The following is a 26,579-nucleotide window of genomic DNA, read 5'->3' on the forward strand; positions in this document are numbered from 1 at the left end:
ATACTGAAAACTCTCATCGGTCATACTGACAGGGTAAATGCAGTAGCAATCGCACCCGATGGCAAAACCGCGATTTCTGCTTCGTCAGATAATACCTTGAAAATCTGGGATACATACGGTGGCACGGAACTTTTAACTCTCATCAGTCATACTGACAAAATATGGAAAGTAGTGATCGCACCCGATGGTTTCACAGCGATTTCCGCTTCATCAGATAACACCCTGAAAATCTGGGATTTGCTAAGTGGCAAAGAAATTGCTAGTTTCATCGGAGATTATGGATTTGGTTGCTGTGCAATGTTACCTGATGGAGTGACAGTTGTGGCGGGGGATGGTTCGGGCCGGGTGCATTTCCTGCGATTGGAGGGAGTTAGCGGCGGCCGATAATCCAAGAAACCGGGTTTTTGCCCAAATCTGTGGGTTGTAGGGAAGTATTTCGGAAAAAACCCGGTTTCTGGGGCCCCGCGATCGGATTTTTTGGTGGATGGGCGATCGAGTTTTTGGGTTTATGTGCGATCGGGTTTTTTGTGGATGGGCGATCAGGTTTTTTGTGGATGGGCGATCGGGCTATAATACAGAAAACTTGACAACAAATATAACTGTCATGAGAGAGTTAATCCAAAAAGAGTTAGAAAAGCTCGATCGAGAACAACTCCAACAAGTATTTGAATTTATTAGCTTCCTGAAATTCCGTGCCAGATTAGTGAGTATTCCTGCGATCGATGAAACTAACTTAGCTGCACTCTACAGCGAATTTGCCGAAGAAGACCGACAACTTGCGGAACTCGGAATCAGCGAATATTCAGAACTCCTCAAACATGAGGATTTGGCATGACAATCAGACGAGGTGAAATCTGGATTGCCAACCTCGATCCCGCACAAGGTTCCGAACAAGCAGGCGTGCGTCCCACAATTATTTTTCAAAACGATACAATTTCGAGATACACAACTACTGTTATCAGTATTCCTCTCACAACTAATCTACGTCGTGCCTCTCTTCCTTCCTGTGTTTTGATTCCCGGCGGCGAGGGAGGATTGACTCAAGATTCTGTTGCATTGTGCCATCAACTGCGAGTTTTGGATAAAACAAGATTGCGAAATAAAATTGGTGAAATCAATCCAGAGATACTGGTACAATTAGAAAATATCATATTATTTACCTTGGGTTACTTGCCTTAAAAAGAGCATCGACTTTTATTGTTCGGAGATAGTATTCGGATCGATCGGCACAATTCCTTCGCTGGCGTAGCGAGTAAAATCCTTAACATTTAGCGTCAAAATATGTGATGCACCGTTTGCTTTCATCACAGCCACAAGACGAGCATAATGATGAGAGCGATCGGCAAACCTGAGCAAAATATTTGTATCCACAAGACATAACATTGCTATGGACGATCCTCATAGATACCAGCACGACTCACCGCAAAATCCGATAGCGTAGGGACATTTACTCCCCTGTTTTTAATGAACTCATCGGCCACTTCATCTAAAAGTATTTCAAACTCGCGATCGCCGATTTCTGCCTCAGAATCACTTACTCTTGATAACAGACCGGGCCCTGACTTCCAAGTTATAAAATCAACAAAATTAAGAACAACTTCTAGCTGCGGTTTAGCTAAATAACGCAGCTTACTTACAATGCTTTCAATTACAGCTTCCATATATTTATAGTTGAGCTTTAATTGTGATTAATTTCAGGAAATTATAGCAAAAATATCAAATTTTGTCAAATTTACCCAACAGCGAGAGAATGGGAAGGGATCTCGGCTTTTCGGGAAACGGGCGATTCCCTACGGGATAGCTACGCTTCACGACGTTTTGGGAAACGGGCGATCGACTCTTCAACCCGTGTGCCGTTGCTCTGAGCAACGCCCAAAAAGTTAAATTTAAATACAGAACACCCGATCAATCAACCCTTGGTTCATCCAATCCCAGCGGCACAAAATACTGACTGTAAACCACACTATCCGGCTCCCAAAGCGGCCGCCAATAAATATTTTGGATCACCGCTTTCTCCCCATCACTATCCGCCGGCCACTGAAAACTGACGATCGCAATATTGCTATATCCCACAATCTCATTACCCTCTTGCAGCCAGCGATTGCGCCACAACAGCGATATAAAATTCCACAACCTACGCAGGAATGACAATTGTTTATTTTTATGCGATCTATCTGACGCAGTTCCCTTTTCTAGCAGCAAAAATACCCGAGCTCTTTGCCGTTTAATCCAGTCAACCCGATAGCCCCAATCAGGCAGAGATTGTCTGTTCCTGACAGCAGCCGCCAGAGCTTTCTTTTTTTTGCCACTCCTCGAAATTTTCATTAATTCCAGCGGCTCATTCCATCCCAAACATTCGTGCGATCGCTCGGGAAGCAGCGACTTAATCTTAGTATGAATTAAATGCGTTTTCCACTCTTCATTGATCAAAGCACTAGCAGTCAACTGCGCCAACACAGAATATTGACAATTTGACCGATAATTATCCCTCGTCAAAGGCTCAATATTCGGCCGAGAATCGCCAAAATGACAATCAGACCAATAACTCAGCCGCACAGCAGCAGCATAGTGAATATCCCCGCTCAACACAATCACCCGATCGCGCTGCTTAAAAAATTCCGACAACAGCTTCACAAAAGCCAAGTCGTGAAAATTCCAAGCATCCCCCGCATCGCTATTAAAAACTTTCCCCTGTTCAACCTCCCGTTTTTGCACCGCATCAATAATCCACAAACCCACCAAATTAGTCGGCACAACTACCAGCGTCGCCTCTATCTCAAACTCCCCAGTTTTATTCAGCAACTCAGTCTCCTTCAAAGGTTTCTGAATTTGCTCTTCAAAACCTTTGTGAGTCAAAAGCATCGGCGGATCGATCGCGCTTTTCACCGGATACCCGCGCCAACTCCGCGTATCCAACACAATCACCTCGTGCTTAAAACTTCTTACAGTAAAATGCCAATTCAAAACCTCACTTACACCCTCGCCCTCCCGATCCAAAATAAAAACATCTTCGTCTAATTTCAACTTAGGCAAATGAGTTTTCGGATCTAGCCCTGGAATTCCCAAATACGAAGCCGCCTCCTCCCAAGCAGAAACATCCGTACCAGCAGAATCCGACCATTTTTCAGCAGTTGTTAATAATTTATCTCCCGGTTTTTCGCGATCGAACTGTGCGGGCGTATTTCCCCAAGCCTGAAACACAGCGTAAGCCAGCAAAGCATTCTGCACCACCCGCCGGCCCAGCGGCTTCCCCAGCACACGGTAACACCACTCTCGATTCAAATACAAATCGTCACTAACATCGTGGTCATCGCAAATCATATAACTAGGAATATTCGCTAGCGCCCTCCTCACCCTCCACAAATTGCGAGCAAAACCGTCAAGTTCAACAACTTCTCTATCCCAGACTTTTGCCTGCTTAGAAGTTGGACAAATATCCTTACCCTTCGGAAAACGCTCGCACCAAAGTACCGGCGACCAAACTAACAAATACATCGCATAATATTCGCCCAAGCTAAACAAGTGACTTTTAGCATTGTTGGGTTTATTCACCAACATCGCCGTAAAGCCGCCAAAATCTCTGGCAATATCGCTGCGAGTCCCCGGCTGTAACTCAATTGGTTTTTTGGACTCATACTCAGCATCAGACGGTTTCTGAATTGGCGACTCTCTAAAAATTTCCCTCTCTTGGCCAACTGCATTTTCGTTTTCCGCATTTTTAGGTATACTGATACACAAATTATTTTTAATTTGGGCATCATCCATCAGGGGTAGACTCTCTTCCCAGCCCAACAGGGTATCGCCAGCATCAGTCAAAGCCCACAGCATCGCATCGGCAACGTCGTCGCCGTAAATTTGGTCGCCCGTTAAAAACAGTTGGTGGGGCCTGCTATTTGCCGTACTTGCAAACTGTTCGATCGAATTATCCAAGATTGGCAGCGCATCTCTGCCGTCTCCGTGGGGCTTGCGACAAGAACCGTGAACGATACGCAAATAGTTTAAATCCTGCGGCGGCAGGGCAAAAGTGGGCAACTGGTGAGCGAAATAACTAATCGTCTCCGGCCCCAAAGCCGACAAATCAGGGGAGGCAGGCCACAGGCAAGAAATGAGATTTTCTTTCTCATTTTCTGGGACTGCAACCCCGACGTTCGACTCGCGACTCCCAGCAAACTCGATGTCATAAGCATAAATTTGCCCGGATGTCAAGACTTTGCCGTCGATCGGTTTAGCAGTCACCGCCGCTACGTGCAGGTATTTGCCGAGCTGCACGGTAGAGTTCGCACCTTGGAGTAACGGCACCCCGACAATTTCGCCGGTTCCGCCCTCTGTCGAATAAACCTTGAGTTCGACTCGGCGGGGTGCTTTCAGAGCCAGCCAAACTGTCACGGCCTGAGTTTCAGTCCGGCGCAAAATCGGGCCCGCAAGGATCAGTGGCAAGTGATGAATTCGATGACTTAATGGCGTCCACGACATAGGATTTAAAAAATAAAAATTAAATAAGGGTGTTCTAGCAATCAGATTTTAGGCGATCGAGCATCTGTGACCCGGTTAACTAATGCTAAGTCTGCCAACCCCAGCCAGCAAAATTGTAACAATTCATTAAGTAAAATTAATAATCATGCTACAAGAAGAACATTTACAGCATTTCCTAGATTTAGCCCCGCAGTTGTCGGTAATTAAATCATCAGAACCCGCCGGACGGCCCAACAGCCAGCCGCTCTACTCCTCACCTTTAGATTGGGCGATCGACCGCCACCCCCTCACCGTCGCTCCAGAAACCCCGATCGCCCAAGTGTTGGCTCTCATGAACCCGATGCGGGTCTCCTGTCAGCTTTGTGGCGAAAAACCAAACGCTGTTGCTAGCGCCGCCAAGCGCAGTTGCGTGTTAGTCGTGGAAGATAATCGGCCGATCGGCATTTTTACAGAACGGGATATCGTCAAGCTAACTACCCTCGCAGCTTGTACGGTAGGACTGACAATTGCGGACGTAATGACTCGATCGCCCATTACCCTCAAACAATCCGAGTCTCAAGATATTTTCACAGCTATATTCACCTTGCGCCAGCATCAGATCCGGCATTTGCCCGTAGTGGACGAGGACTCGCGACTTCTGGGCATCATCACCCGCGAAGCCATTCACGAAGCCCTACAACCGATTAACTTGCTAACCAATTTGCGCTGTGCAGCAGATGTCATGACCAAAGAAGTCATTTCTGCCCCAAAAACTGCCTCAGTCCTCGATTTAGCCCAGCTCATGGTCAAGCATCGAGTTAGTTGCGTCGTCATTGTCCAAGAGCAAATTCAGCATCCCGATCGGGCGATCGTACCAACACAAAATTACCAAATTCCGATCGGCATTGTCACCGAACGCGATATCGTGCAGTTTCACGCCCTAGAATTAAACCTCTCCCAAATATCGGCAACTGAGGCCATGAGTGCGCCTTTATTTTGCATATCTCCCGGCGATTCCCTCTGGAGTGCCCACCAGTCCATGCAGCGGCACTGCGTCCGCCGTTTGGTAGTAGTTGGCAGCCAGGGAGAACTTTTGGGCGTTGTTTCTCTGACAAGTTTGCCGCAAGTTTTTAACCAATCTGAAATGTACGGGACGATCGAGCTTTTGCAGCAAGCAGTTGACGATAGAGCCACCCAATTGCAGGAAGCCAACGAACTTTTGCAGCAAGAAATTTTAGAGCGGCAGCGGGCCCAAGAAGCCCTGCGCCAAGCTCACGACGACTTAAAAAAACAAGTTGAAGAACGCACCGCTCAACTTTTAGAATCCAATGAATTGTTGAGACGGGATATTATCAAGCGCCAGCGAGTCGAAGAAGCGCTGCGGCGAAAGCAAGCTTGCTTGAAAAATCAAGCGCAGCAATTAGAGCAAACTGTACGAAAGTTGCAGCAAACTCAAACTCAATTAGTGCAAACCGAAAAAATGTCTTCTTTGGGACAAATGATTGCCGGTATCGCTCACGAAATTAACAATCCTGTTAATTTTATCTACGGCAACCTTTCCCACGCCAGCCACTACATCAAAGAATTGTTCCAACTCTTGGAACTTTACCAGCAGCACTATCCCGAACCAGTCTCGGAAATTCGGGAAGCAGCAGCACAGATGGAAGTCGATTTTTTGGTAGAAGACTTATCTAAGATCATGTCTTCTATGCAAGTAGGAACAGAGCGCATCCGCCAAATAGTTGTGTCGATGCGCAATTTTTCGCGATCCGATCAATCTAACATCAAGCTCGTTGACATTCACGAGGGACTCGACAGCACTTTGTTGATTTTGCAGCATCGGCTCAAAGCTCACGGCGCACATCCAGCTATTGACATTATTAAAGAATACGGTAATTTGCCCCTGATCGAGTGCTGTGGCGGTCAGATCAATCAGGTGTTCATGAATATTATCGGCAATGCTATTGATGCGATTGATGAAGCAATCCAGAAAGGCCAATGGGCAAAGGGAAATGGGAAAAATACACAGTCGCCAATTCCTAGTTCTGAATTGAGTGTTCCGGCTATTACAATTCGCACTGAAGTTGTTGACCCCGGTTTTGTGGCGATCCGAATTTCCGACAACGGCGGGGGCATACCTGATGACATTCGTCGCCAATTATTTGACCCGTTTTTTACTACCAAACCAGTAGGCAAGGGCACTGGGTTGGGACTGTCGATTTCTTACCATTTAGTTGTGGAACAGCACGGGGGGCGGCTCGATTGCGTTTCGGAAGATGGGCGGGGCACTGAGTTTGCGATCGAGATTCCGATAGCCAGCAGTCATTAGTCATTAGTCATTAGTCAGATGTTGAAGGAAGAAGGAAGATTTTCCCAATCTCCCCCACTCCCACTCTCCCCCACTCCCCCAATCTCCCACTCTCCCCCTCCCCTTCTCCCCCAATCTCCCCTCGCCCGCCAATTCCTAAAAATTCACAATTTTTTACATAACACTCAAAACCCCAGCAAAATCACTCTTTCCCAATCTCAAATCTCAAATCTCAAATCTCAAATGGTATAACTTTGCCCTCCCCAGACCCAACTGAGCCGAACTCACTCTCCCGTTTGCCTCATCCACCAGCGCCTTTGTGCCCGTTCGAGGCGAGCAGCACAAGCCATCAACTGTCTGCATCCTAGCCCGAAAGCCAAAAGCCCAGATTGTTTGAGAAGTTAATTTTTGTTTTATTTTTGTACCTCTTTATATTAAAAAAGTATTCTAAAACTAATTTAGAAGGTAAAAATTTGATAAAAATAGATTTGCAAGTCAAAAAAACAGCTAAGATTCCCAAAGATGCAAAATAAACAAATTTACTAGCATTTTCATTTGGTCGCCCCCTTTCTTTTCGTGGCAAGTTAGCTAATAATGCTTTCAAGGAGCTAACTTGCGCCGACTCCCAAATTGACAGGAATAGCATGGCGGTTGGGGATGGCAGTTGGGTATTGCAGTTGGGTGCAGTTGGGCGATCGCAAAAAAGCGTGAAACCCCAGCCCCGATAGTTTTGATAGAAACCTATAGGAGAACAAAGAGTGAAACTCGCAGTTTACGGAAAAGGTGGAATTGGCAAATCGACAACAAGCTGCAACATCTCCGTTGCCCTCGCCCGCCGCGGCAAGAAAGTTTTGCAAATCGGTTGCGATCCAAAGCACGACAGCACATTTACGCTCACGGGCTTCTTGATCCCCACAATTATTGACACCCTTCAGCAAAAGGACTATCACTACGAAGACGTTTGGCCCGAAGATGTCATCTACAAAGGCTACGGAGGCGTTGACTGCGTAGAAGCAGGCGGCCCTCCCGCCGGAGCTGGCTGCGGCGGCTACGTAGTCGGCGAAACAGTCAAACTGCTCAAAGAACTCAATGCCTTCGAGGAATACGACATCATCCTGTTCGACGTGCTCGGCGACGTAGTGTGTGGCGGTTTTGCAGCCCCATTAAACTACGCCGACTACTGCATGATTGTTACCGACAACGGGTTCGACGCTTTATTTGCAGCCAACCGCATCGCCGCCTCAGTCCGCGAAAAAGCCCGCACTCACCCGTTGCGCCTCGCCGGTTTGATTGGCAACCGCACCTCCAAGCGCGACTTGATCGAGAAGTACATAGACTCCGTACCCATGCCGGTGCTGGAAGTGCTGCCCCTGATTGAAGACATCCGCGTTTCTCGCGTCAAGGGCAAAACTTTGTTTGAGATGGCCGAGACCGATTCTTCCCTGAATTACGTCTGCGATTACTACCTCAACATCGCCGACCAGATTTTGGCAATGCCCGAAGGAGTAGTGCCCAACGACTTGCCCGATCGCGAATTATTCTCCTTGCTTTCAGATTTTTATCTAAATCCAGTGCAACCAGTGGTCAAGAAGGAGGAAGATGAGCTAGACCTGATGATGGTTTAATAGGTCTAGCGATCAGGATGAGGATAAAGAGGTTATGGCTTTTTTTGATACTTTTTCAGTTGCTCTCAAACAGAAGTGGTTGGACTACTACCAGGTAAATCGGGCTTGGCTGCTCCTGCACATGACGGCTGACAACACGGTCGCCACACCCGACGGCGGGAAAAGGCCTGTTTCTTACCTCATCCTGGGAATTGCCGCTGCCCTGGAGCCGGAACTCCAGCAACTAATGCTGCCCTTCTCAAAACTTAAGGCGGATGCAGACAGCCTGATCGAAGTGTTGGGACTAAATTTTGACCCGGACATGGCACTAGGTATGCCCTCAAATACCGCGCCACAGACGGCCGGCCAATCTCCAACTGTCATAGCACCCGCAGCCGCAGCGACAGCACCCCCCGCAGCGACAGCACCCGCAGTCGCAGCGACAGCACCCCCCGCAGCGACAGCACCCGCAGCCAGAGCGACAGCAGCCCCCGCAGCCACAGCCACAGCAGCCACAGCCACAGCAGCCCCCGCAGCGACAGCACCCGCAGCCGCAGCGACAGCACCCGCAGCGACAGCAGCACCCACAGCCCCGATCGAGCAAGCTGCACCCGCTGATGCCAAATCTAATAAATTGGGCGGTGCGGCTTTAGGAGCAGCCGGAGTAGTCGCCGGAGTCGCCGGAGTCGCCGGTCTGGCAGCAGCAGCGTCAGCACTTAGCTCCGAGGAGGAATCCTTGGAGTTTGAGGAAGAAGCGGTCTCCGACTTCGACCTGGGCGATGACGAGGAAGAAGCGGTCTCCGACTTCGACCTGGACGATGACGAGGAAGAAGCCTCGGCTTTGGACGGTCTCGACCTGGACGATGACGAGGAAGAAGCGGTCTCCGACTTCGACCTGGACGATGACGAGGAAGAAGCCTCGGCTTTGGACGGTCTCGACCTGGACGATGACGAGGAAGAAGCGATCTCCGACTTCGATATGGGCGACGATGAGGAAGACGCCGTATCTGACTTCGACCTCGGCGATGACGATGAAGAAGCTTCGGCTTTGGGCGGTCTCGACCTCGGCGATGACGATGAAGAAGCTTCGGCTTTGGGCGGTCTCGACCTCGGCGATGACGATGAAGAAGCTTCGGCTTTGGGCGGTCTCGACCTCGGCGATGACGATGAAGAAGAAGTCTCGCAATTTGGGACTTTGACCTCTGGGGATCTCGAAGCGGCCATATCCGATCCGTTTGGGGAAGAAGATGAAGATTTTGTCGCCGAAGAAATACCCGATCCGTTTGGGGCACCGACCTCAGATGACCTAGACATGGATCTGGGCGACTTGGACGAAGACGGTATTGACGATTTCTCTGTATCTGATGACGATGACCTCGACGATCTCGGACTTGACGATCTGGGAGAAGCAACTACCGGAGATCCTGACGAAGATGATTTAGATGCTCTCGGTCTCGGCGATTTGGATTCCGACGATGACGATGAAGAAATTTCGGGCTTTTTGTCGGATTTTAAGTGAGGTTGTGGCGATCGGCGGAGTCTCTTCTAGTCTGGAAGTTTCCCGCTCTATTTGTAAGTTGTGAGTGGCGAGTTGTTAATTTTTAATTAGCTCAAACTCACAACTGCCAAAAGGCTTTTTGCCTTAGTGAGTTGAATAACACTAAATCCCTGCTGTGAGGGATTATATGCCCTCGCGCAGAATTTTTTAGCTCAAATTTTGGATGCTGCTGCTGCGGAAATATTGAGGCAAGCTGCATCTATTTTTCAAAGGAATTACGCCAAAACCAGGTATTTCTATTATTGTTCGCTTTGATAAGCGCGATCGCCAAAAACAGATGTTTTCTCGCTCCTGCGAAAGCGCGATCGAGACGAAGAACAACCTATTCCTGCCCGCAGCAAGAGATGCGATCGCAAAATACAGGTATTTCCTCGCTCCGGCGTAAGTCCTGTTCGAGACGAAAAACAATTTAAAGGGAGAAGATTTGAGATATGACTGCTATTACTACTAATGAACCGGAAGCTTTAAACTTTGAATGCGAAACTGGGAATTATCACACTTTTTGTCCGATTAGCTGCGTAGCTTGGCTTTATCAAAAAATTGAAGATAGCTTTTTCTTGGTAATCGGTACCAAGACTTGTGGCTATTTCTTGCAAAACGCAATGGGCGTGATGATTTTTGCTGAGCCTCGCTATGCGATGGCTGAATTGGAAGAGGGCGATATTTCCGCTCAGTTGAACGACTATGACGAGTTGAAGCGACTGTGCTTGCAAATTAAGCGCGATCGTAACCCCAGTGTAATTGTCTGGATCGGCACTTGCACTACTGAAATTATCAAAATGGATTTGGAAGGGTTAGCGCCCAAACTCGAAGCAGAAATTGGCATTCCCATCGTCACGGCTCGCGCTAACGGTTTGGATTACGCCTTTACTCAAGGAGAAGATACCGTTTTGGCAGCTATGGCTGCTAAATGTCCTGAGAAAGCGCCCGTGATGGAATCTCAGAAACAAGAACGCAATGCTATCTCTCAACTGCTGAATTTCGGCAAGAAAAAAGAGGAAGTTGCAGCAGATGAATCGGAATATGTCAAGCACACACCGCTGGTACTTTTCGGTTCTTTGCCCGATCCGGTTGTCACTCAGCTAACTCTAGAATTGAAGAAGCAAGGAATCAAAGTTTCCGGTTGGCTTCCTTCCAAGCGCTACACGGAATTGCCAGTATTAGAAGAAGGATATTATGTATCTGGCATGAATCCGTTCTTGTCGCGTACCGCTTCTACGTTGATGCGCCGCCGCAAGTGTAAGCTAATTGGTGCGCCATTCCCGATCGGACCTGACGGAACTCGCGCTTGGATTGAAAAGATTTGCTCAGTGTTGGGAATTGAACCAAAAGGTTTAGACGAACGGGAAGCGCAAATTTGGGCTGGTTTGGAAGATTACCTGCAAATCATTCGCGGCAAATCAGTCTTCTTTATGGGTGACAATTTGCTAGAAATTTCTTTAGCACGTTTCTTGATTCGCTGCGGCATGACTTGCCCGGAAATTGGCATTCCTTACATGGACAAACGCTATCAGGCGGCCGAGTTAGCTTTGTTAGAAAAAACTTGTCACGAGATGGGAGTTCCTACTCCTCGGATTGTGGAGAAACCAGACAATTACAATCAGCTTCAGCGGATTTACGAGCAGAATATTGACTTGGTGATTACCGGTATGGCTCACGCTAATCCTTTGGAAGCGCGGGGAATTAATACTAAGTGGTCGGTTGAGTTTACTTTTGCTCAGATTCACGGGTTTGGGAATGCGCGGGATATTCTGGAGTTGGTGACTCGTCCGCTGCGCCGGAATAATTCGCTGAAGGATTTGGGTTGGGGTAATTTGGTGAAGAATGAGGCTCAGGTTTAATCTCTAGCTCATCTACTTCCGGTTTTCACTGCTGTAAAAACCGCTATAATTATATAAGTGGGGTAGGTAATCCCTACCCTACTTTATAATTTCATCAATAAAAGGCTATCAAAATGACAGTTGAACAAGAAGAATTTAGTGATATGATTCACTCTATTGATGCTAGGCTATCGAAGGCTCAATACTATTTGTCGGTAGCTTATGATTTATTTTATGGTTTGGGTAGTACGCCAGAAAAATACGCTAAAGCACCTCATTTCTGGACGATGACTAGCTTGGGATTTCGCGACCTGTTTGTATTATATTTGTGTCAAGTATATGACTCACATAACGATGCTGTAAGCGTTCCCAAAATTTTAAACATTGTTGAGAGTAATTATAACTCATGGAAAAAGACATCCCAGGAAATAGGTGAGTTAGACAGAAAACAATTAAAGAAAGACCAAATTAAATTCACAGATAAAAAAGCGGAGGACAAAGATTACGATCCGAATCTAGATGGATTCAAAAAAATACTTTTTAATCAGAGAGACAAAGCAATAGCTCACTATGACAAGGCAGAACTTGTTAAATATAAAAAAGCTTTAGATGTTAGGCAAAAAAACAGGAATATATTAAAAAATGAGGAAGATGAAAACTTGCCCTTAGTGCCAATGCCTGAAGAGATGACTAGGCTTGAAAAAGATGGGTTGCAAAAACTGATCGATGAGGCGAGAGAAATATGTCATCGTTATATGTCTCTTTTAAATATTGAAATTCCTTCCCTAGAGAGCGAAGAGGATTACAATAACTTATTAGATATAAGTACAACCCCCTAATGAAACAGGACTTACGCATTGTAACGGTAGTATCAGACCTTGAGATTCTTGGCTATCGCTCAGAATGACAAAAAATCGTTATCACTGCGTAAGTCCTGGAAAGCTGTGATAGATAGTCGGAAAATTTGGTTAATATGAGTAAGTTAGGAAAACTGATAGAACAATTTTTATCAAACCCGTCTGAAGTGCGGTTTGACGATGTGTGCTATATCCTAACTGCTTTTGGGTTTGAAGAAAAGCGATCGAAAGGAAGTCATCATTCTTTCCGAAATGCCGATGGATTAAAGATTACAGTCCCTAAAAAGGGCGGTCAGAAGGTAAAAGGAGTCTACGTCAGGCAAATTGTGGCATTATTGAAGTTAGAGGAATGGAGCGATGAATCAGAAGATGAAAGTCAAGCTTAAATCTCTAGATTATTACTTGAGCCTGAAATATGCTATCAGTTTTTATCCAGAAGCTGAAGGTTATACAGCTATAATAAAAGACCTTCCTGGCTGTATGTCTCAGGGTGAAACTTTGTCCGAAGCGATGGAGAATATTCAGGAAGCTAGGGAATTGTGGATAGAGACTGCTTATGAGTGCGGCGATGAGATTCCTTTACCTGCAACGGAAGTTGAGTATAGTGGAAGTCTATCTTTACAGATTCCTAAATCTCTACATTTGAGTTTAGCAGAAAAAGCGGAAATGGAAGGAGTTAGTCTTGACCAGTACATTCTGCTTGTGTTAAGTAAAGCAGGCTAAAAGATAATCCGATAAGGATTATGAAGTTTGAGGCACGCTTCAAGGGCGATCGCTCTTTTATTTTTTTTATGAACCGCTGATATAGGCAGATTAACGCAGATTAACGCGGATGAAGAGTGCGCACTTTCAAATCAAGTTACAATTACGCCAAATTTTAATAACATTCTAGGCAAATAATCATCCAAATTCTTGATGTGTTCATCTGTTAACTCAATCAGGTTGAGTTCGTACTTCTGATATAGTTCTTGCTTCACTTTCTTACGCGCCACATACTCCGGGTTGTTCTCATATCCCCAGTATTCAATATACACCTTTCCCCCAGGAATATAAAAGTCACAGTAAGCTTCTTCCTCTATGGGTAGTCGGCGTTCATAGGCGTGAACTAGCTCCGCCATATAGAGCCAATTATCAATCAAAACTTCAGCTTTAGACCGCACAAAATGACCGTCGGTTGTTCGATGCTGTGCACTCGCCCGGAACTTCTCGCGGAACCCTAGCTTTGTGTTTACTTCTGTTGTGCTCTGTTCTGAATTGTCACCTTTAAGACTCTCAATAGTCGCTAGAAAAACTTGATTGGTCAGTATAGATTCTGGCCAAAGCACATAAGGAGTGTTGTCTTGAGGGTAGGTTTTTTGCACCGCCCCAAAACCGATTCCCCGCTTAGTGGCTACCCAGCCGTTGCGCTCTTTGTTTACTAATCCTAACTCTGCTAAAATTGGGTTGACTTTGTGCTTTGATATTTCTAGTTTCTCGCTGATGCTGGTAGCGGAGAGAAGTGAGGGGGCCGAAGATTGTTGAGGTTTAGGTTTGGGCGCTGACACGGGTTGAGTATTGTTAGCTTTCCAATGCTCATAGCATAATTTGTGACCGGGTTTTGAAACTGGTTGATTGCATCCAGGCGCAGTGCAGGTTTCTGCTGAAAGGGCAGATAAAGCTTGATTTATGGCTGCTAGCTTGCGGAGGAAAGGATCTAAGGTCATATTGACAGCTTGAGATATATTCAAGCATAGTACCACTTTAATTTCTATGCAGTCAACAATAAAAAAATCGCGATTTTCTTTGGGATAGCTTCGCTTTACGCACTTTTTCCTCAACTTTTCCACACTTCCCCCACACGCTCGCAAGTACGATCGCCTATAATCGAAACTAGCCAGCCGTTTTTATGACACTAATTTTTATATTCAGCAAAATATATGAGTACAACACCTTCTCCAACCGAAAGCCGTGAAATGCTGAAATGGCTCCACCGCAACCGCCGGATGTTATTAGATTTATATTGCAATCAATATATTGCCCACAATGCCGATAGATTAATCGCTCACAGTGAAAATCTGCAAGAAGTTTTGGCATTAGCCGAAGCTTCAGGAGAAATTTTTGTAATTTACTTAGTTCCCCGCCGCTGTGCTTCTGTTCAGATTTTGCCGATTCGCTTTCGAGCATAATCCCAACCCACACGCCCGTAACACAATTCAGGAAACGCCGCCTATAATCAAAACTAGCCATTAGTTCCCATCAATTGAGCAACCGCCATGAATCAGGACAAGGAAAAAATCACCTATTCAGAGAAAACAGAGCGCCTCAAAGTTATCGCTCAGTTTATCAAAACAGTGACACCGATGATTTGGACGATCGTCATTCTGGTAGTCATCATTCCCCTGTTAGGTAACTTTATCATTTCCAAGTCATTAACAAATACTGCAACCACAGCAGTTGTAGTCTCGCCGCCGCACGATTTTAGCAAAGTCAACCAAGATGTAAAAAGTGCGATCGAAACAGCCCGTACAACTGCCGAAACTTTCGCATCTAAAGAATTGGACAAATGGGAAACCGAAGTAATCGCGCGAGTTGACAGCAGTTTTCTCGATTGGTACTTCGATTACTTCAATCAAAAAAAGATGGAGTTTACCGTACCTTTCAACTTCCTCAAATCTGCCGTACTCAATAGGTTTGACATGAATGCAGCATCTCAAGCTGTTTCGGAAAAATTAACCGAAGACTTTCAAAGAGAATTTGCCAACCGCGTCCTGGTGCCGAGAAGCGCTCAAATGCGGTTTCAATTGATTACTCAAGATACTGCTAACTTGTACATAGCAGAAGTTAGCAAGAATGTGAAAGTAGTTCAAAATAATTATAACATACCGCAAGTACAGTGGGACAAATATCTCAACGATATTGCCACCACGATTAGCGATAAAGGAAACGTCTCGAATTTATCATTAAAAGTATTAGTTGGCGGCAGCGGCTACTTAATTGCTAAGCCGTTAATTTTGGGAATGGCCACAAAAATTGGCAGCAAAGTTACGGCAAAAGTTGCCAGCAAAGCCGCCGCCAAAATGGCAACAAAAACAGGCGGTACTGTTGCGAGTCAGTTGGGAGTAGGTTTAATCGATCCGATTGTCGGTGTCGGGATTATCATGTGGGATTTGTGGGATTACGATCGCACCGTGAAAGTGGAAAGACCGATTTTGCGCGAACACCTTGTAGGTTACTTGAAAGATGTCAAAAAGTCTCTGCTCACAAATCCTGAAACCGGAATTATGGCAGCAATTTATCAGTTAGAAAGCGGGATTATGAAGTCGCTTTCATAAAAGCATAACTCCCTGTAGTCGATCGGCGAATATCCACAGTCAAAAACAGCATAATCTATGAACAAAACTCCTTCTCAAAGCGAAAGCCGCGCCATGCTGAAATGGCTGAACCGCAATCGCCAGCAATTGAAAAAGTATGCCCATCAATATGTTGCTTACAATGCTAACGGCATTATCGCTAATAGTGAAAACTTGCGCAAAGTTTTACAGTTGGCAGAAGCATCTGGAGAGCTTTTTTCTATTTACTTAGTTCCGGGTTTTACTGGCTCTATTGTGATTTTACCGATTTATTTCCGCACAGTCAGCACTCATGAGTGGTCGCCTACCTATCAAGTAAACCTCAAGCATAAAGAGTTAATAATGAATGCTACTATGGTCGTAGATTCAGGAGCAGATTTTAGTATAATTTCATTGAAAGCAGGTCAAGATTTGGGATATGCTTTAGCCGATGGAGAACAGATATTAGTCGGTCAAACAATCGGCGGACAAGTTGAGTATGTTTTGCGACAGATTGAAATGACAATTGACGGACAAACTTTGATGGTTCCTGCTGCTTGGATACAAAACAATATAGCAGATGTCATGCTTTTGGGTCGAGAAGTTGTGTTTGATAAGTTTAACATTGAATTTAGGCAAGCTGATGAGGAAATTATATTTACCAGACGTGAAGATGCGATCGCCCTTTAATTCTCTCACGTCCTCAAAAACAGTTTCAACCTCGTAAACACCACCACAATTAACGCCAAGATTGCCGTATACGCAAACCCCCTCAAAAACCCCAGAAACGGACTTGTTGAAGTCATTTGTACGATCGCTGTTTCCAATCCAGTTAAAACCAAAATCGGCCAGATAATATTCGCAAATCCCGCATAGCCGATCATCGGATTTAACCCATTATCAACGAATAACTGCAACCACCTTTTCTTTTGAAACACATCGATAATTACCGTCAACCCAATTAACATAAAAATCGCCATTCCCGTTGTGACAAAAAAGTAACTCATCGTCGCCGAATCTTTCTTGATACCCCCTTCATAAGGCTCAAACAGCAAACCCAAAACCAGCCAGTAAAAACCCCATTTATAAAGGCGGTTCAGTAAATTTTCCGTCACATTCCCCGGATTTATCAACAAAAACCAACCGCATACACACATCGCAAGCGTCACTAACGAAGTCTGCCAAACCCATCTAGCTTGCAGCCCAACCAACAAAACTAAATTGACAGCAAACATCAGAATCACAATGCTGAAATATCGCGGACTCTTCCAGTTAGAATCTCTCGCCTCTTCTGGGGAAGAATACTGTATCCACCGACAAAGCAAATCCCCGACAATAGTACCGGGAATCACAATAAACAAATACTTCAAATAATCAAATTGAAAAATCCAAGGTACAGGAGATGCGGACCAAATTAATTTAATCCAACCATCTGTACGAGATGCCAATCGCATCGCGAATACAAAACCCAAAAATCCCACTCGCAACCACGTATTTGAACGAGTAAACAGCCAAATTAGAGAGCCGAAAACGGCCATATTTGCTAGTACCACCAAGATAATATCACTGCGATTGAAAGTAAAGCCTACACCGTTGGGATATTTGATGTGAGATACGAAGCCAATCCCAGCACTCCAAGCAGCAAGCGTCAACGCTCTTTGCCGCCACAAAGACCATTTGGATGGCCAGCGAACATACATAAAAAATAATATCAAAAATCCGCACAAGGCAATCCACCACTTCTGCGGGATGGATACGTCTGCGTTAATTGCAGTAGGTCGAATATGCTGGAGAAATATCGCAAATGACCCTAATAAAAAGCCTCTTTGCAAAATAGATAAAATCACTTTTTTTGTATCCCACCCCTTGGCGATGCGGCGCGACAAAGATAGCGGTATCGCGGCCCCCATTGCAAACAAAAAGAAGGGGAAAACTAAATCAACCCAGGTTAATCCCGGTAGTTTGTTATTAAAAATGTGGTCCGGCGGTGGCAGTTGGGCGTGATACATCCACGCCGGCAATGTTTTCCGGGCTATTGTACCGGATAAAACCATCGCTAAAACTGCTAGTCCGCGCAGGGCATCCAGCGCGTCTGCGCGTTGGGAAACGGCAGCAACTGCTAAACTATTTTCTTGTTTCACCATGTCTTTTACCTCTGATGTTTGGGATTCTAATTTATATCAAGTACGGTTGGTTGACCGCAAGATATCGGCCGGGGCGGGTTTACTGGAGTTCTTGCACTTTTTGATAGATAATGGTGAACCTAAGCCGGAGGGGAATAACGGTTAATTTACGGCACAGGATATTACTACACATCTTTTTTGTTCAAAAATAATAGAATATCTCCGGCTTATTTGCCAATTAATTTGTGCAGCCAGCTTCCTGAAGCTAGGTTGATGAGTCTTTTTGCGGAGTATTTTTTATTGACTGTCAACCTCGAAATTCGGTATTTATTGGGTGGAAAAAACCACAGTTTTAATTTTGAACTGTCGTACAAGTATCCTGATGAGAAATATTTGGAAACGTATTTGTCAACTTGTTTGTTGACAGCGCCAAACGGGTAGGCTATGTGTGAGGCGACTGTTCGATTTGGGTCTAAATCTTGGGTGCATTTCCTCAGTCTAATTTGATCTTCAGATAATTCTCGGTCTAATGCTGTCAGAGACATTTTTGTTAAATTTTGGTGATTCAGTCCGTGGGATTGAATATCATAAAAACCTTTTTGCATTCCGTCTCTCAAGTCTTGACAAGTTACCTTTTTTATGAGCGATTCATGATGGCCGAAGAAGCCGGAGTTGATAAATACAACTACTTTGGTTTTTTTGCCGTATTTATTTTCGAGTGTTTCTAGAATCGGCAGTAAGTGCGTATAAATGCTTTTATTTCCGTCGTCAAAAGTAATCATAACTTTTGGGCGATCGCGATATTCACTCGGCACCGACTTTTTGGGATTTGCTATGAAATACTCGTAAAGCTCTTGGGATGACAAAAACCAATAGTTATGACTAACTAAATAATCTAAAAAAGGTTCCAAATTTTGCTGGCTGTAGTCGCCGGGAAAGTCTCGCCGCTGCGGCGGTATTTCCCGGGGATTCTGAAGGTAAACTATATCGTGAAAGCCGAAAATCGGAATTTGTACTGTGATGATTTCTAAGATTACTTGATAAGTGATGAACGTTAGGAAAAATGCTAGTAAAAAGCTAATAATGGGTTTTTTGCGAAGCTTAATACCCGGTTGAAAATACTCCGGCAATTTGTTAACTAAATAATTTACCATTGACAATTACAACCTCATGAGGTAAAAGGTTCAGGCGGCAGTATGAGGGTTTGTTTGGTCCAGATGCTGGGAGCATCTAGATTGTCGATCGCCCGCGTTTTCCGTAAAGATGAGCAGGCTCAACTCCAGCATGATACAATTTATCTCGATCGCACTTTTCCCGCAACCCAGCCCCAAAGTTGACAATGCTTATTTCTTGCCCGAAGTTTTCCCTCTAATTTTTTTATTTGGGATTTCCCCCCCCCGAAATGATAGCATACTTCTGCGAAAGCACGAGCCAATAACCATGATGAAGATAGCGGTAATTCTGCCTGTTTACAACGAAGCAAATTGCATAGAGCAAACCTTTAACAGAATTTTAGAATTTTCTCAAAAAAATCCGGCTTACAATTTTATCATTGTTAATGACTGCTCGAGCGACAATACACTGCAAATCATCGAAAATCAACTCAAAGCTTTCCCCACACATCACATCAAACTACTTTCTTACAGCAACCGTAAAGGCAAAGGGTATGCCGTCAAAAAAGGATGCGAATATTTAGACGCCGACTGCATTTGCTTCATGGATGGCGACTTAGCTTACTCCTTAGAACACCTCGAAGCCTTAGTAAAAAAATTAGAAAAATTTGATATCGTCATTGGTTGCAGAAACCTCGATCGAGAAAACTTCCGAAATCTTACCTTACTCAGAAAAATATCAGGCAAAATATTTAACTTAATTTCCCGAGCAATCCTCAATCTCCCATATAAAGATATGCAAGCCGGACTCAAAGGCTTTAAAAAAATACCTGCCCAAGAAATATTTAAAAGACAAACACTTACTGGCTTTTCATTTGATGCAGAACTGCTTTTTTTAGCAAAAAAAAAAGGATATACAATTGGAGAAATTTCCGCCAAAGTTTCTCAGCAACACCTGTACAAAGTTTCTCACGTTAATATATTTAAAGATTCCCTGAAAATGCTGGGCTGTTTATTTAAAATTAGATTGAACGACCGCGCAGGCTACTATGAATAAATCAATATTGTTGAGCTTTGACATTGAAGAATTTGACATCCCAGAAGAATACGGTCAACCCCTGGAAGACGAGATAAAATTTGAAATATCTAGCCGAGGATTGTCAAATATTATTGCACTTCTCGACCGATTAGATATTACAGCCACATTTTTTGTCACAGCTAACTTTGCACTCCACAATCGAGATACAATCAGAGAACTCTCAAAACACCACGAAATCGCCTCTCACGGCTTTTACCACTCTCAATTTTGCCGGGAAGATTTACAAAAATCCAAACAAACTTTAGAACAAATAACTAATACTCAAGTCACCGGCTTCAGGATGGCAAGACTTCAGCCGATTGACGACATAGAAATAGAAAAAGCAGGCTACGAATACAACTCGTCAATGAATCCAACCTACATTCCCGGCAGATATAACAACCTATCTAAACCCAGAACTGCATATTATACGAATAAACTGCTCAACCTTCCCATTTCAGTTACTCCTCTGATCAGATTTCCCTTATTTTGGTTGAGCTTTAAAAACTTCCCCCTATCAATGATACAATTAGCAACCAAGCTAACCCTAGAAACAGACTCGTATCTGAACATCTACTTTCATCCCTGGGAATTCACAGATATTTCCCAGTTTAAATTACCGGGTTACGTCAAAAAAGACTCAGGCTGCAAAATGGTTAACAAACTAGAAAAATATCTTACCAAGCTTAAAACCCAAGGTAAATTTATTTCTATTTCCGAATTTAAGCACAAATTCAGTCAAGCTTAGAAAAAATATCTGGTTCCGCAAAAAGCCTGAAATTCAAACTCCTGGACTACTGGAATAATCAAATAGGATTGCGTCAAGTTACAATCCTAGCAACCATCTTTTTTATATTATTTTAAACAGTAGCATAATCCGCTACAAAAGCTTCTTAGATACCTAGAATCGCGGCTTATTTAACCAAGTATTTTGGCACCGCATACACGGTCGATTATTTCAAAATTCAATGCCGTCAGTCGCATCTACCGCCTCGCTGATGGACAGACAACTATCATACCCATTTTACATTCATTTAGGGCAACACTTCGTCATAGATTTTTTGATGGGATGTCGATTTATGCCTTATTTCCCTCCCCTGTTACTCTGATAGTTTTGCAGGTAAGCTGTTCTACATCTAAATTGCATTTTTTGTGCGGGCGAGACGCCCACCCCACAAGAACTTTATCAAATTTTGACTGTGTAGTTTAAATGCAGAACAGCTTAGCTTTAATCGCAGTCGCCGGAATAGTTTTGTATTTTTTAGCAAGACATTATTTATCCGTTCCAGGTCGAGCTTTGTATTTTATTTCTCCTTACTCGTTTCAACCTTGGGTTTATCAATCTTTACCCACTAAACTCCAACACGCAGCTAATATAAAAAAAGTCTTAAATTTGATTCCCCAAGATGCTAGCGTTTCCACCAGCGGTTATATAGTCTCTCATCTTTCGGGTAGGCGAAACAGCATTCGTTTAGAAGTGATGCAGATGAAAGATGAAGAGGGAAAAGTAGTCGATATCGATTATGGGCTGTTAGATTTGTGGCAGTTGCAGGAGAACAATTTAAAAGTTCCCGTTGACAGAGGTAGAGTTCGGGGGGGAGTGCGTTTTACCGACGAAGCTCTGCGGAAGGGTGGTTGCGAAATTGCTGAAGTATTGGAGGGAGTGGTTTTAGTTCAAAAAGGCCTAACTTCTAAGCCTGAAGTTTGGTCGGCTTGGTCGAAATTGCGACAGGAAATCGAACAGTTGATGAAATAGTCCAAAGGAAACGATCGAGCCGGCAGTTGCGATCGCCCTACGTGAGTAAAATCAACTAAAATTGCCAAAAGGTCGATCGACCCCCGTTGCTAGACTAGATTTTGATTCAAGGTTTGCTATACTCCAGAAATAGACACATATTAACCTTTGGAAAATCAATAGGCCGGAGCTATGACATCCTATGCAACCTCTACAGCAAGAGCCGAGATGAGTGAGATCCGGCGCTTGAAAAACATACTGCCCCCAGAACTCCAAAGTTGGGTAACAGTAGAAAAAACAATAGAAGTTAATCCTACCCTGATCCGCAGCGAAGAAATAGGCAAAGACCAGGTAGAAATCCAAATAGACCTGATCCGCTGGGAACAGCTAGCAATGGATCAGCGCAACCTCCTATTTTGGCACGAAGTCGCCAGAATCCAAAACGACACCATCCCCAGAGACGGTTGGGAAATGGCAGCCCTCGCCATTGGTTTAGGCGGCGCCGTCGGCGAACTTTGGGTGCAAGACGGCTTGCTGCTGGTACTGGCCCTATCCCTGTGCGGCGTCTCCGGCTGGAGACTTTTCCAAAAAAACAACGGAGAGAAAAGTTTAAAAGAAGCAGTAGACGCTGACGAAAAAGCCCTCGCCCTAGCCACCCGCTTCGGCTACACTCTCCCAAACGCCTACAAAAGCCTCGGCAGCGCCTTAAAAACCTTAATCGAGCAAACCTCCAAAAAACAGCAGCGGGCTAAATACGAAGCTCGTCTCCAGGCCCTGAAACGCAACGCCGCCAAAGCCAAAGCCAAAGTCAAACCCATCACCCGCGAAACCTCCCAGTCAGAAAACGTCTACAATTCTTGATCTCATCCCCCGACGCTTGGTACGGGGGTTTTCAAGTTAACAGTTACGGTTAAATGTTGACCTCCCTGTTAAACGACAAGATCGATCGGCTTGAATCCACAAAAATCTTGATTCCTATGTCAAAGTTTGGCAGCGGCTGTGTTCAAAAATCTTTCCGCCAAAACTGGGAATGGTAGATTAAAGTTTACCCTTGCCTTTGAGCTCGCGCTCGGCGACAGAGTTTTCAGCAGTTTTTGTAAAGTTTGTATAAAGCTAGCCTTTGTTAACAACAATATTTGGTAAAGGTGGAGCTGCTAGGACAGAATAGGCTAAAGACATCCGCTTGAAATTTGAAACCAGGACTTCATGGTCAGTCACACCCCAGAGGCAGATTTTCGGGTTACATACTTGGACGAGACTCCCTCAGTTCACATACCCGTGCGCTTGAGCGTACTTGAAGCCGTAAACTTCAAGACAACCTGCCAGCAACTTTTCTCTGGAAGCACCGTTCCCAGCAAAATTGTCCTAGACTTCAGTCAGACGACATTCATCGACAGTAGCGGGATCGGTGCTTTAGTCAGCAATCTGAAATTTGCCAAACAGCGCGACAGCGACTTGGTGCTCCGCAGCCTCAAGCCGCAGGTGATGGCAGTATTTGCTCTCACCAGCCTAGATCAAGTGCTGACGATCGAGCAGCCCTCTGCAACCTCAACTCCCACAGAGACCCACCGCTCGGACAATCAGCTACCGATGACCCACCCTTCAGTGCAATCGTGGGTGAAACGGCTGATAGACATCGTTGGGGCAATAGTCGGTTTGATGATTACAGGAATTTTGCTCGTACCCATAGCCGCAGCCATCACGATCGACAATCCAGGCCCGATATTTTTTGCTCAAACCCGCTGCGGCTGGATGGGCAGAGAATTTCGGATTTGGAAATTTCGATCGATGTGTACCAACGCCGAAGCCATGAAAGCCCAAATCACAAACCAGGCTTCTGGCGCATTTTTCAAAAATGACAACGACCCGCGGATTACTAAAGTCGGACGCATCTTGCGCAAAACCAGCCTCGACGAACTGCCGCAGTTTTGGAACGTGCTCAAAGGGGAAATGAGTTTAGTCGGCACCAGACCGCCTACCCCAGACGAAGTTGAGCGCTACGAAGTCCCTCAGTGGCAGCGTTTGGATGTCAAGCCCGGGATGACCGGCGAATGGCAAGTCAACGGTCGCTCTCAAGTCCGCGATTTTGAAGATGTCATCCGTTTAGATTTAAAATACCAACAAAACTGGAGCCTGATGTATGACTTGAAACTAATTGTTAAAACCGTAACAGTCCTGTTTAACAAAAATAGCGGCGCTGTGTAGGAGTCCTCAACCACCAACCGTTGAACTTCCAGGTGCTGTTGCCGACGGGCGGCGGGAACTAGAACTCGATACTTCGTCAACCAGGCGATCGGTAGCGATACTTACGTTAGTATTAAGTGTTAAAATTCACACCTAAGAAAATGGGCAGCTAGTTGGCAGCTCTGCGATCGGAGCATTAATTAGCCATTTGCGAGTTCGAGGTCGTACTCGAATAACGCCAGCATGGTTTTCGAGGACGACAAGAACTCACCTGTGTTTAGAAAAGTACCGACTGCTAACACGGTCAAAGCTCAAATCACTCCCCGCAACCTGCGAAGGGAATTTTCCCTATTTAAACGCCCTACCGAGGCGGGTTACAGTATCGGAAGTCTCTCATTTCCTGTGCGAGTAAATGGTGCGAAAGGAATGCTCACCTTGAGGCAAAACGGGCTTCTTCAACTCAAGCTTGACTTAACTAATATGTTGCCAAGACCTTGCCCTCCTTTTCCTCTCCCACCGGCGCCGAGTACAGCGGTGGTGGGAACCGACCAGGGGGAAGAAAGATGAAAGACAAGCAACCAAAGGCCGAGTCGCACCTTCAGGTTGAAACAGACCTGGAGGCTTTAACATCCGTTTTGGAATGGTTGGAGAATATCGTTTTGCCACTGCTGCCTGGGGATTTCTGGTGGCAGTGCCGGCTGATAATCAACGAAGGCTTTACAAACGCTGTCCGCCACGCTCACCAGAACTTGCCCCCCGCGACGCCGATCGACATTGAGGTAAAAGTGTTTGCCGATTACTTAGAAATTAGGATTTGGGACAGGGGTCAACCTTTCAACCTGGAAGCCAAGCTGCACTCGATCATGCAAGAGCAGCGCGATCCCTTGGACAGAGAAGGAGAAAGGGGACTGGTGTTCATGTACAAGCTCACAGACGAGCTTCGCTATATCCGTACCGACGATCGCCGCAACTGCCTGGTAATGCGCAAAAACCTTACCTGATGGCACGATGCCCGCCCGAGCTTGGGCGGCTTCTTTCGCAAAGAGTGGAAGATCCCAGCGCCGCCCCCTGTTGTGCTACCCGGAACCCAAGCGCATCCTCTGCAATTTGCCCGGGTGCAGGCTCGAAGCGTGCGGCGGCAGGACAATTTGCTTCAAACTAAATATGATGCGTATTCTAATTTATTCCTATAACTACTATCCAGAGCCGATCGGCATTGCCCCCCTGATGACAGAACTAGCGCAAGGCCTAGTCAAACGCGGCCACCAAGTCCGAGTCGTTACAGGAATGCCCAACTATCCCCAGCGCCGGATTTATGAACAATATCGGGGCAAATTCTACCTCACCGAAGAACACAACGGCGTCACAATTCAGCGCAGCTACCTGCGCGTCAACGGTCCCCACCCTACACTCCTAGACCGACTCCTGCTAGACGGCAGTTTTGTCGCCTCCAGCGCCGTCCAAGCCTTCAGCGGCTGGCGTCCCGACGTAATTTTCTCGACAATGCCCCCTTTACCGATTTGCGTCCCAGTCGCGTTTTACGGCTGGATTCGCGCTTGCCCGATCGTCCTCAACGTTCAGGATATCGTCTCAGAAGCAGCCGTGCGCGTCGGCTTGGTCAAAAAAAACGGACTGCTAGTTCGCATTGCTGACGCCTTAGAAAAATTGGCCTACTGCACAGCCAGCCAAGTCAGCGTCATCGACAGCGGTTTTGTCAACAAATTGCACTCTCAAGGAGTACCCCCGGAAAAAATAGTTTGCGTTCCCAATTGGGTTGATGTCAATTTCATTCGCCCCTTACCCAAGGAAAATAACTCATTTCGAGAAACCCACAAACTTAAGGGCAAATTTGTCGTTCTCTATGCTGGCAATATTGCCCTAACTCAAGGCTTGCAAACAGTTGTTCAAGCAGCGGCCCGTTTGAAACACATACCCGAAATCGCTTTTGTAATTGTGGGGGAATCAACAGCCTTGGCGCGCTTGCAAAAAGATTGCGAAACTTACAAAGCTAATAATGTAATGCTGCTACCATTTGAACCGCGAGAAAAATTGCCCGAATTGTTAGCTGCTGCTGATGTTAGTTTAGTCGTACAAAAGCGCCGCGTTACTAACTTCAATATGCCTTCAAAAATTCAAGTAATTCTCGCCAGCGGCCGGGCAATTTTGGCTTCGGTTCCAGAAACTGGTACGGCCCAGAAAGCAGTGCAGCAAAGCGGCGGCGGGGTGGTGGTAGCGCCGGAAGATCCGCAGGCTTTGGCTGATGCGGTTGAGGATTTGTACTTGCACCCTGCTAAGGTGGATGCGTTGGGCGAGCAAGGCAGAAATTATGCTGTGGAGAATTACGGATTTGAGGAAGCTTTGAATCATTATGAAGCTTTATTTACGGCGGTGGCAGCGAGTCATTCTCGTAAACTATTGGAGCCTTTGCCGAAATAATCGA

31 protein-coding genes are annotated in these 26,579 nt (G+C 45.5%); 24 read left to right on the top strand and 7 right to left on the bottom strand.

Features of this window, described 5'->3' with window-relative positions:
* From QUA02_RS14130 to QUA02_RS14145, 4 genes are all read left to right on the top strand, one after another.
* On the top strand, positions 1–387 hold a 387-nt coding region (locus QUA02_RS14130; RefSeq protein ID WP_445305169.1), incomplete at its 5' end, for a WD40 repeat domain-containing protein.
* A gap of 17 nt (positions 388–404) precedes the next feature.
* Complete coding sequence (locus QUA02_RS14135; RefSeq protein ID WP_333028656.1) at positions 405–587, top strand: hypothetical protein; 183 nt, start codon at positions 405–407, stop codon at positions 585–587.
* 17 nt (positions 588–604) lie between these two features.
* The gene (locus QUA02_RS14140) at positions 605–835 is read left to right on the top strand and encodes a hypothetical protein (protein WP_333028657.1); all 231 of its coding nucleotides are present in this window, start codon (positions 605–607) and stop codon (positions 833–835) included.
* Positions 832–1,179, top strand: coding sequence for a type II toxin-antitoxin system PemK/MazF family toxin (locus tag QUA02_RS14145; RefSeq protein ID WP_333028659.1), 348 nt, complete (start codon positions 832–834; stop codon positions 1,177–1,179). Before QUA02_RS14140 ends, QUA02_RS14145 begins: the two co-directional genes overlap by 4 nt.
* A 15-nt stretch (positions 1,180–1,194) precedes the next feature.
* Here the strand turns inward: QUA02_RS14145 and QUA02_RS14150 are convergent, their stop codons facing one another.
* The 3 genes from QUA02_RS14150 to QUA02_RS14160 all read right to left on the bottom strand — a co-directional run bounded on the left by QUA02_RS14150 (position 1,195) and on the right by QUA02_RS14160 (position 4,473).
* Entirely contained in the window at positions 1,195–1,371 is a 177-nt protein-coding gene (locus QUA02_RS14150; RefSeq protein WP_333028661.1) for a hypothetical protein, read from the bottom strand.
* Positions 1,372–1,385: 14 nt separating this feature from the next.
* The gene (locus QUA02_RS14155; RefSeq protein ID WP_333028662.1) at positions 1,386–1,661 is read right to left on the bottom strand and encodes a hypothetical protein; all 276 of its coding nucleotides are present in this window, start codon (positions 1,659–1,661) and stop codon (positions 1,386–1,388) included.
* A 244-nt stretch (positions 1,662–1,905) separates the two neighbouring features.
* Positions 1,906–4,473, bottom strand: a complete 2,568-nt coding sequence (locus QUA02_RS14160; RefSeq protein ID WP_333028663.1) for an alkaline phosphatase D family protein — start codon at positions 4,471–4,473, stop codon at positions 1,906–1,908.
* 145 nt (positions 4,474–4,618) lie between these two features.
* Here QUA02_RS14160 and QUA02_RS14165 point away from each other — a divergent pair, with 145 nt between their 5' ends.
* A complete protein-coding gene (locus tag QUA02_RS14165) occupies positions 4,619–6,781 on the top strand; it encodes a CBS domain-containing protein (protein WP_333028664.1) in 2,163 nt (720 codons plus the stop codon).
* A 343-nt stretch (positions 6,782–7,124) separates the two neighbouring features.
* On the opposite strand, the gene QUA02_RS14170 is transcribed toward QUA02_RS14165, so the two are convergent.
* Positions 7,125–7,364 (bottom strand): hypothetical protein, encoded by a 240-nt coding sequence (locus QUA02_RS14170; RefSeq protein ID WP_333028665.1) that lies wholly within the window; start codon positions 7,362–7,364, stop codon positions 7,125–7,127.
* Positions 7,365–7,518: 154 nt separating this feature from the next.
* Between QUA02_RS14170 and bchL the strand changes: the two genes are divergently transcribed.
* The 6 genes from bchL to QUA02_RS14200 all read left to right on the top strand — a co-directional run bounded on the left by bchL (position 7,519) and on the right by QUA02_RS14200 (position 13,322).
* A complete protein-coding gene (bchL, locus tag QUA02_RS14175; RefSeq protein ID WP_333028667.1) occupies positions 7,519–8,385 on the top strand; it encodes a ferredoxin:protochlorophyllide reductase (ATP-dependent) iron-sulfur ATP-binding protein in 867 nt (288 codons plus the stop codon).
* Positions 8,386–8,419: 34 nt separating this feature from the next.
* Positions 8,420–9,883, top strand: coding sequence for a DUF5331 domain-containing protein (locus QUA02_RS14180; protein ID WP_333028669.1), 1,464 nt, complete (start codon positions 8,420–8,422; stop codon positions 9,881–9,883).
* A 470-nt stretch (positions 9,884–10,353) separates the two neighbouring features.
* Positions 10,354–11,763: a ferredoxin:protochlorophyllide reductase (ATP-dependent) subunit N gene (locus QUA02_RS14185; protein WP_199297522.1), complete on the top strand. Its 1,410-nt coding sequence runs from the start codon at positions 10,354–10,356 to the stop codon at positions 11,761–11,763.
* Positions 11,764–11,876: 113 nt separating this feature from the next.
* The gene (locus QUA02_RS14190) at positions 11,877–12,581 is read left to right on the top strand and encodes an AbiU2 domain-containing protein (protein WP_333028671.1); all 705 of its coding nucleotides are present in this window, start codon (positions 11,877–11,879) and stop codon (positions 12,579–12,581) included.
* Between the two features lie 134 nt (positions 12,582–12,715).
* Positions 12,716–12,985, top strand: a complete 270-nt coding sequence (locus tag QUA02_RS14195) for a type II toxin-antitoxin system HicA family toxin (RefSeq protein WP_332955243.1) — start codon at positions 12,716–12,718, stop codon at positions 12,983–12,985.
* Entirely contained in the window at positions 12,957–13,322 is a 366-nt protein-coding gene (locus tag QUA02_RS14200; protein WP_333028672.1) for a type II toxin-antitoxin system HicB family antitoxin, read from the top strand. The genes QUA02_RS14195 and QUA02_RS14200 overlap by 29 nt, the downstream gene beginning before the upstream one ends.
* Positions 13,323–13,453: 131 nt before the next feature.
* Here QUA02_RS14200 and QUA02_RS14205 read toward each other — a convergent pair whose 3' ends face one another.
* Positions 13,454–14,302, bottom strand: coding sequence for a hypothetical protein (locus QUA02_RS14205; protein WP_333028673.1), 849 nt, complete (start codon positions 14,300–14,302; stop codon positions 13,454–13,456).
* 213 nt (positions 14,303–14,515) lie between these two features.
* On the opposite strand from QUA02_RS14205, the gene QUA02_RS14210 reads away from it, so the two are divergent.
* The 3 genes from QUA02_RS14210 to QUA02_RS14220 all read left to right on the top strand — a co-directional run bounded on the left by QUA02_RS14210 (position 14,516) and on the right by QUA02_RS14220 (position 16,597).
* A complete protein-coding gene (locus QUA02_RS14210; protein ID WP_333028675.1) occupies positions 14,516–14,764 on the top strand; it encodes a DUF5678 domain-containing protein in 249 nt (82 codons plus the stop codon).
* An 87-nt stretch (positions 14,765–14,851) separates the two neighbouring features.
* Positions 14,852–15,910: a hypothetical protein gene (locus QUA02_RS14215; protein WP_333028677.1), complete on the top strand. Its 1,059-nt coding sequence runs from the start codon at positions 14,852–14,854 to the stop codon at positions 15,908–15,910.
* 57 nt (positions 15,911–15,967) lie between these two features.
* Positions 15,968–16,597: a retropepsin-like domain-containing protein gene (locus QUA02_RS14220; RefSeq protein WP_333028680.1), complete on the top strand. Its 630-nt coding sequence runs from the start codon at positions 15,968–15,970 to the stop codon at positions 16,595–16,597.
* Between the two features lie 5 nt (positions 16,598–16,602).
* On the opposite strand, the gene QUA02_RS14225 is transcribed toward QUA02_RS14220, so the two are convergent.
* On the bottom strand, positions 16,603–18,051 hold the full coding sequence (locus tag QUA02_RS14225) for a DUF5009 domain-containing protein (protein WP_333028681.1): 1,449 nt from the start codon (positions 18,049–18,051) through the stop codon (positions 16,603–16,605).
* Between QUA02_RS14225 and QUA02_RS14230 the strand changes: the two genes are divergently transcribed.
* Positions 18,050–18,196: a hypothetical protein gene (locus QUA02_RS14230; protein ID WP_333028683.1), complete on the top strand. Its 147-nt coding sequence runs from the start codon at positions 18,050–18,052 to the stop codon at positions 18,194–18,196. The genes QUA02_RS14225 and QUA02_RS14230 overlap by 2 nt on opposite strands.
* A gap of 61 nt (positions 18,197–18,257) precedes the next feature.
* Here QUA02_RS14230 and QUA02_RS14235 read toward each other — a convergent pair whose 3' ends face one another.
* Positions 18,258–19,184 (bottom strand): polysaccharide deacetylase family protein, encoded by a 927-nt coding sequence (locus tag QUA02_RS14235; protein ID WP_333028686.1) that lies wholly within the window; start codon positions 19,182–19,184, stop codon positions 18,258–18,260.
* A gap of 42 nt (positions 19,185–19,226) precedes the next feature.
* Here QUA02_RS14235 and QUA02_RS14240 point away from each other — a divergent pair, with 42 nt between their 5' ends.
* The 9 genes from QUA02_RS14240 to QUA02_RS14280 all read left to right on the top strand — a co-directional run bounded on the left by QUA02_RS14240 (position 19,227) and on the right by QUA02_RS14280 (position 26,575).
* A complete protein-coding gene (locus tag QUA02_RS14240) occupies positions 19,227–19,367 on the top strand; it encodes a hypothetical protein (protein ID WP_333028687.1) in 141 nt (46 codons plus the stop codon).
* Between the two features lie 103 nt (positions 19,368–19,470).
* On the top strand, positions 19,471–20,199 hold the full coding sequence (locus tag QUA02_RS14245) for a glycosyltransferase (RefSeq protein WP_333028688.1): 729 nt from the start codon (positions 19,471–19,473) through the stop codon (positions 20,197–20,199).
* The gene (locus tag QUA02_RS14250) at positions 20,192–20,968 is read left to right on the top strand and encodes a polysaccharide deacetylase family protein (RefSeq protein ID WP_333028690.1); all 777 of its coding nucleotides are present in this window, start codon (positions 20,192–20,194) and stop codon (positions 20,966–20,968) included. Before QUA02_RS14245 ends, QUA02_RS14250 begins: the two co-directional genes overlap by 8 nt.
* A gap of 462 nt (positions 20,969–21,430) precedes the next feature.
* The gene (locus QUA02_RS14255) at positions 21,431–21,976 is read left to right on the top strand and encodes a DUF2079 domain-containing protein (protein WP_333028692.1); all 546 of its coding nucleotides are present in this window, start codon (positions 21,431–21,433) and stop codon (positions 21,974–21,976) included.
* Between the two features lie 171 nt (positions 21,977–22,147).
* Entirely contained in the window at positions 22,148–22,816 is a 669-nt protein-coding gene (locus tag QUA02_RS14260; RefSeq protein WP_332985176.1) for a DUF3318 domain-containing protein, read from the top strand.
* A 345-nt stretch (positions 22,817–23,161) separates the two neighbouring features.
* Entirely contained in the window at positions 23,162–24,160 is a 999-nt protein-coding gene (locus QUA02_RS14265; RefSeq protein WP_333028693.1) for an exopolysaccharide biosynthesis polyprenyl glycosylphosphotransferase, read from the top strand.
* 252 nt (positions 24,161–24,412) lie between these two features.
* Positions 24,413–24,706, top strand: a complete 294-nt coding sequence (locus QUA02_RS14270; RefSeq protein WP_333028694.1) for a hypothetical protein — start codon at positions 24,413–24,415, stop codon at positions 24,704–24,706.
* Positions 24,703–25,140: an ATP-binding protein gene (locus QUA02_RS14275; protein WP_332985173.1), complete on the top strand. Its 438-nt coding sequence runs from the start codon at positions 24,703–24,705 to the stop codon at positions 25,138–25,140. The genes QUA02_RS14270 and QUA02_RS14275 overlap by 4 nt, the downstream gene beginning before the upstream one ends.
* 166 nt (positions 25,141–25,306) lie before the next feature.
* Positions 25,307–26,575, top strand: a complete 1,269-nt coding sequence (locus tag QUA02_RS14280) for a WcaI family glycosyltransferase (RefSeq protein WP_333028713.1) — start codon at positions 25,307–25,309, stop codon at positions 26,573–26,575.
* The last annotated feature ends 4 nt before the right edge of the window (positions 26,576–26,579 follow it).

Origin of the sequence: Microcoleus pseudofavosus SVA1_A4, from assembly GCF_036700565.1 — a bacterium.
Lineage (GTDB): Bacteria > Cyanobacteriota > Cyanobacteriia > Cyanobacteriales > Microcoleaceae > Microcoleus.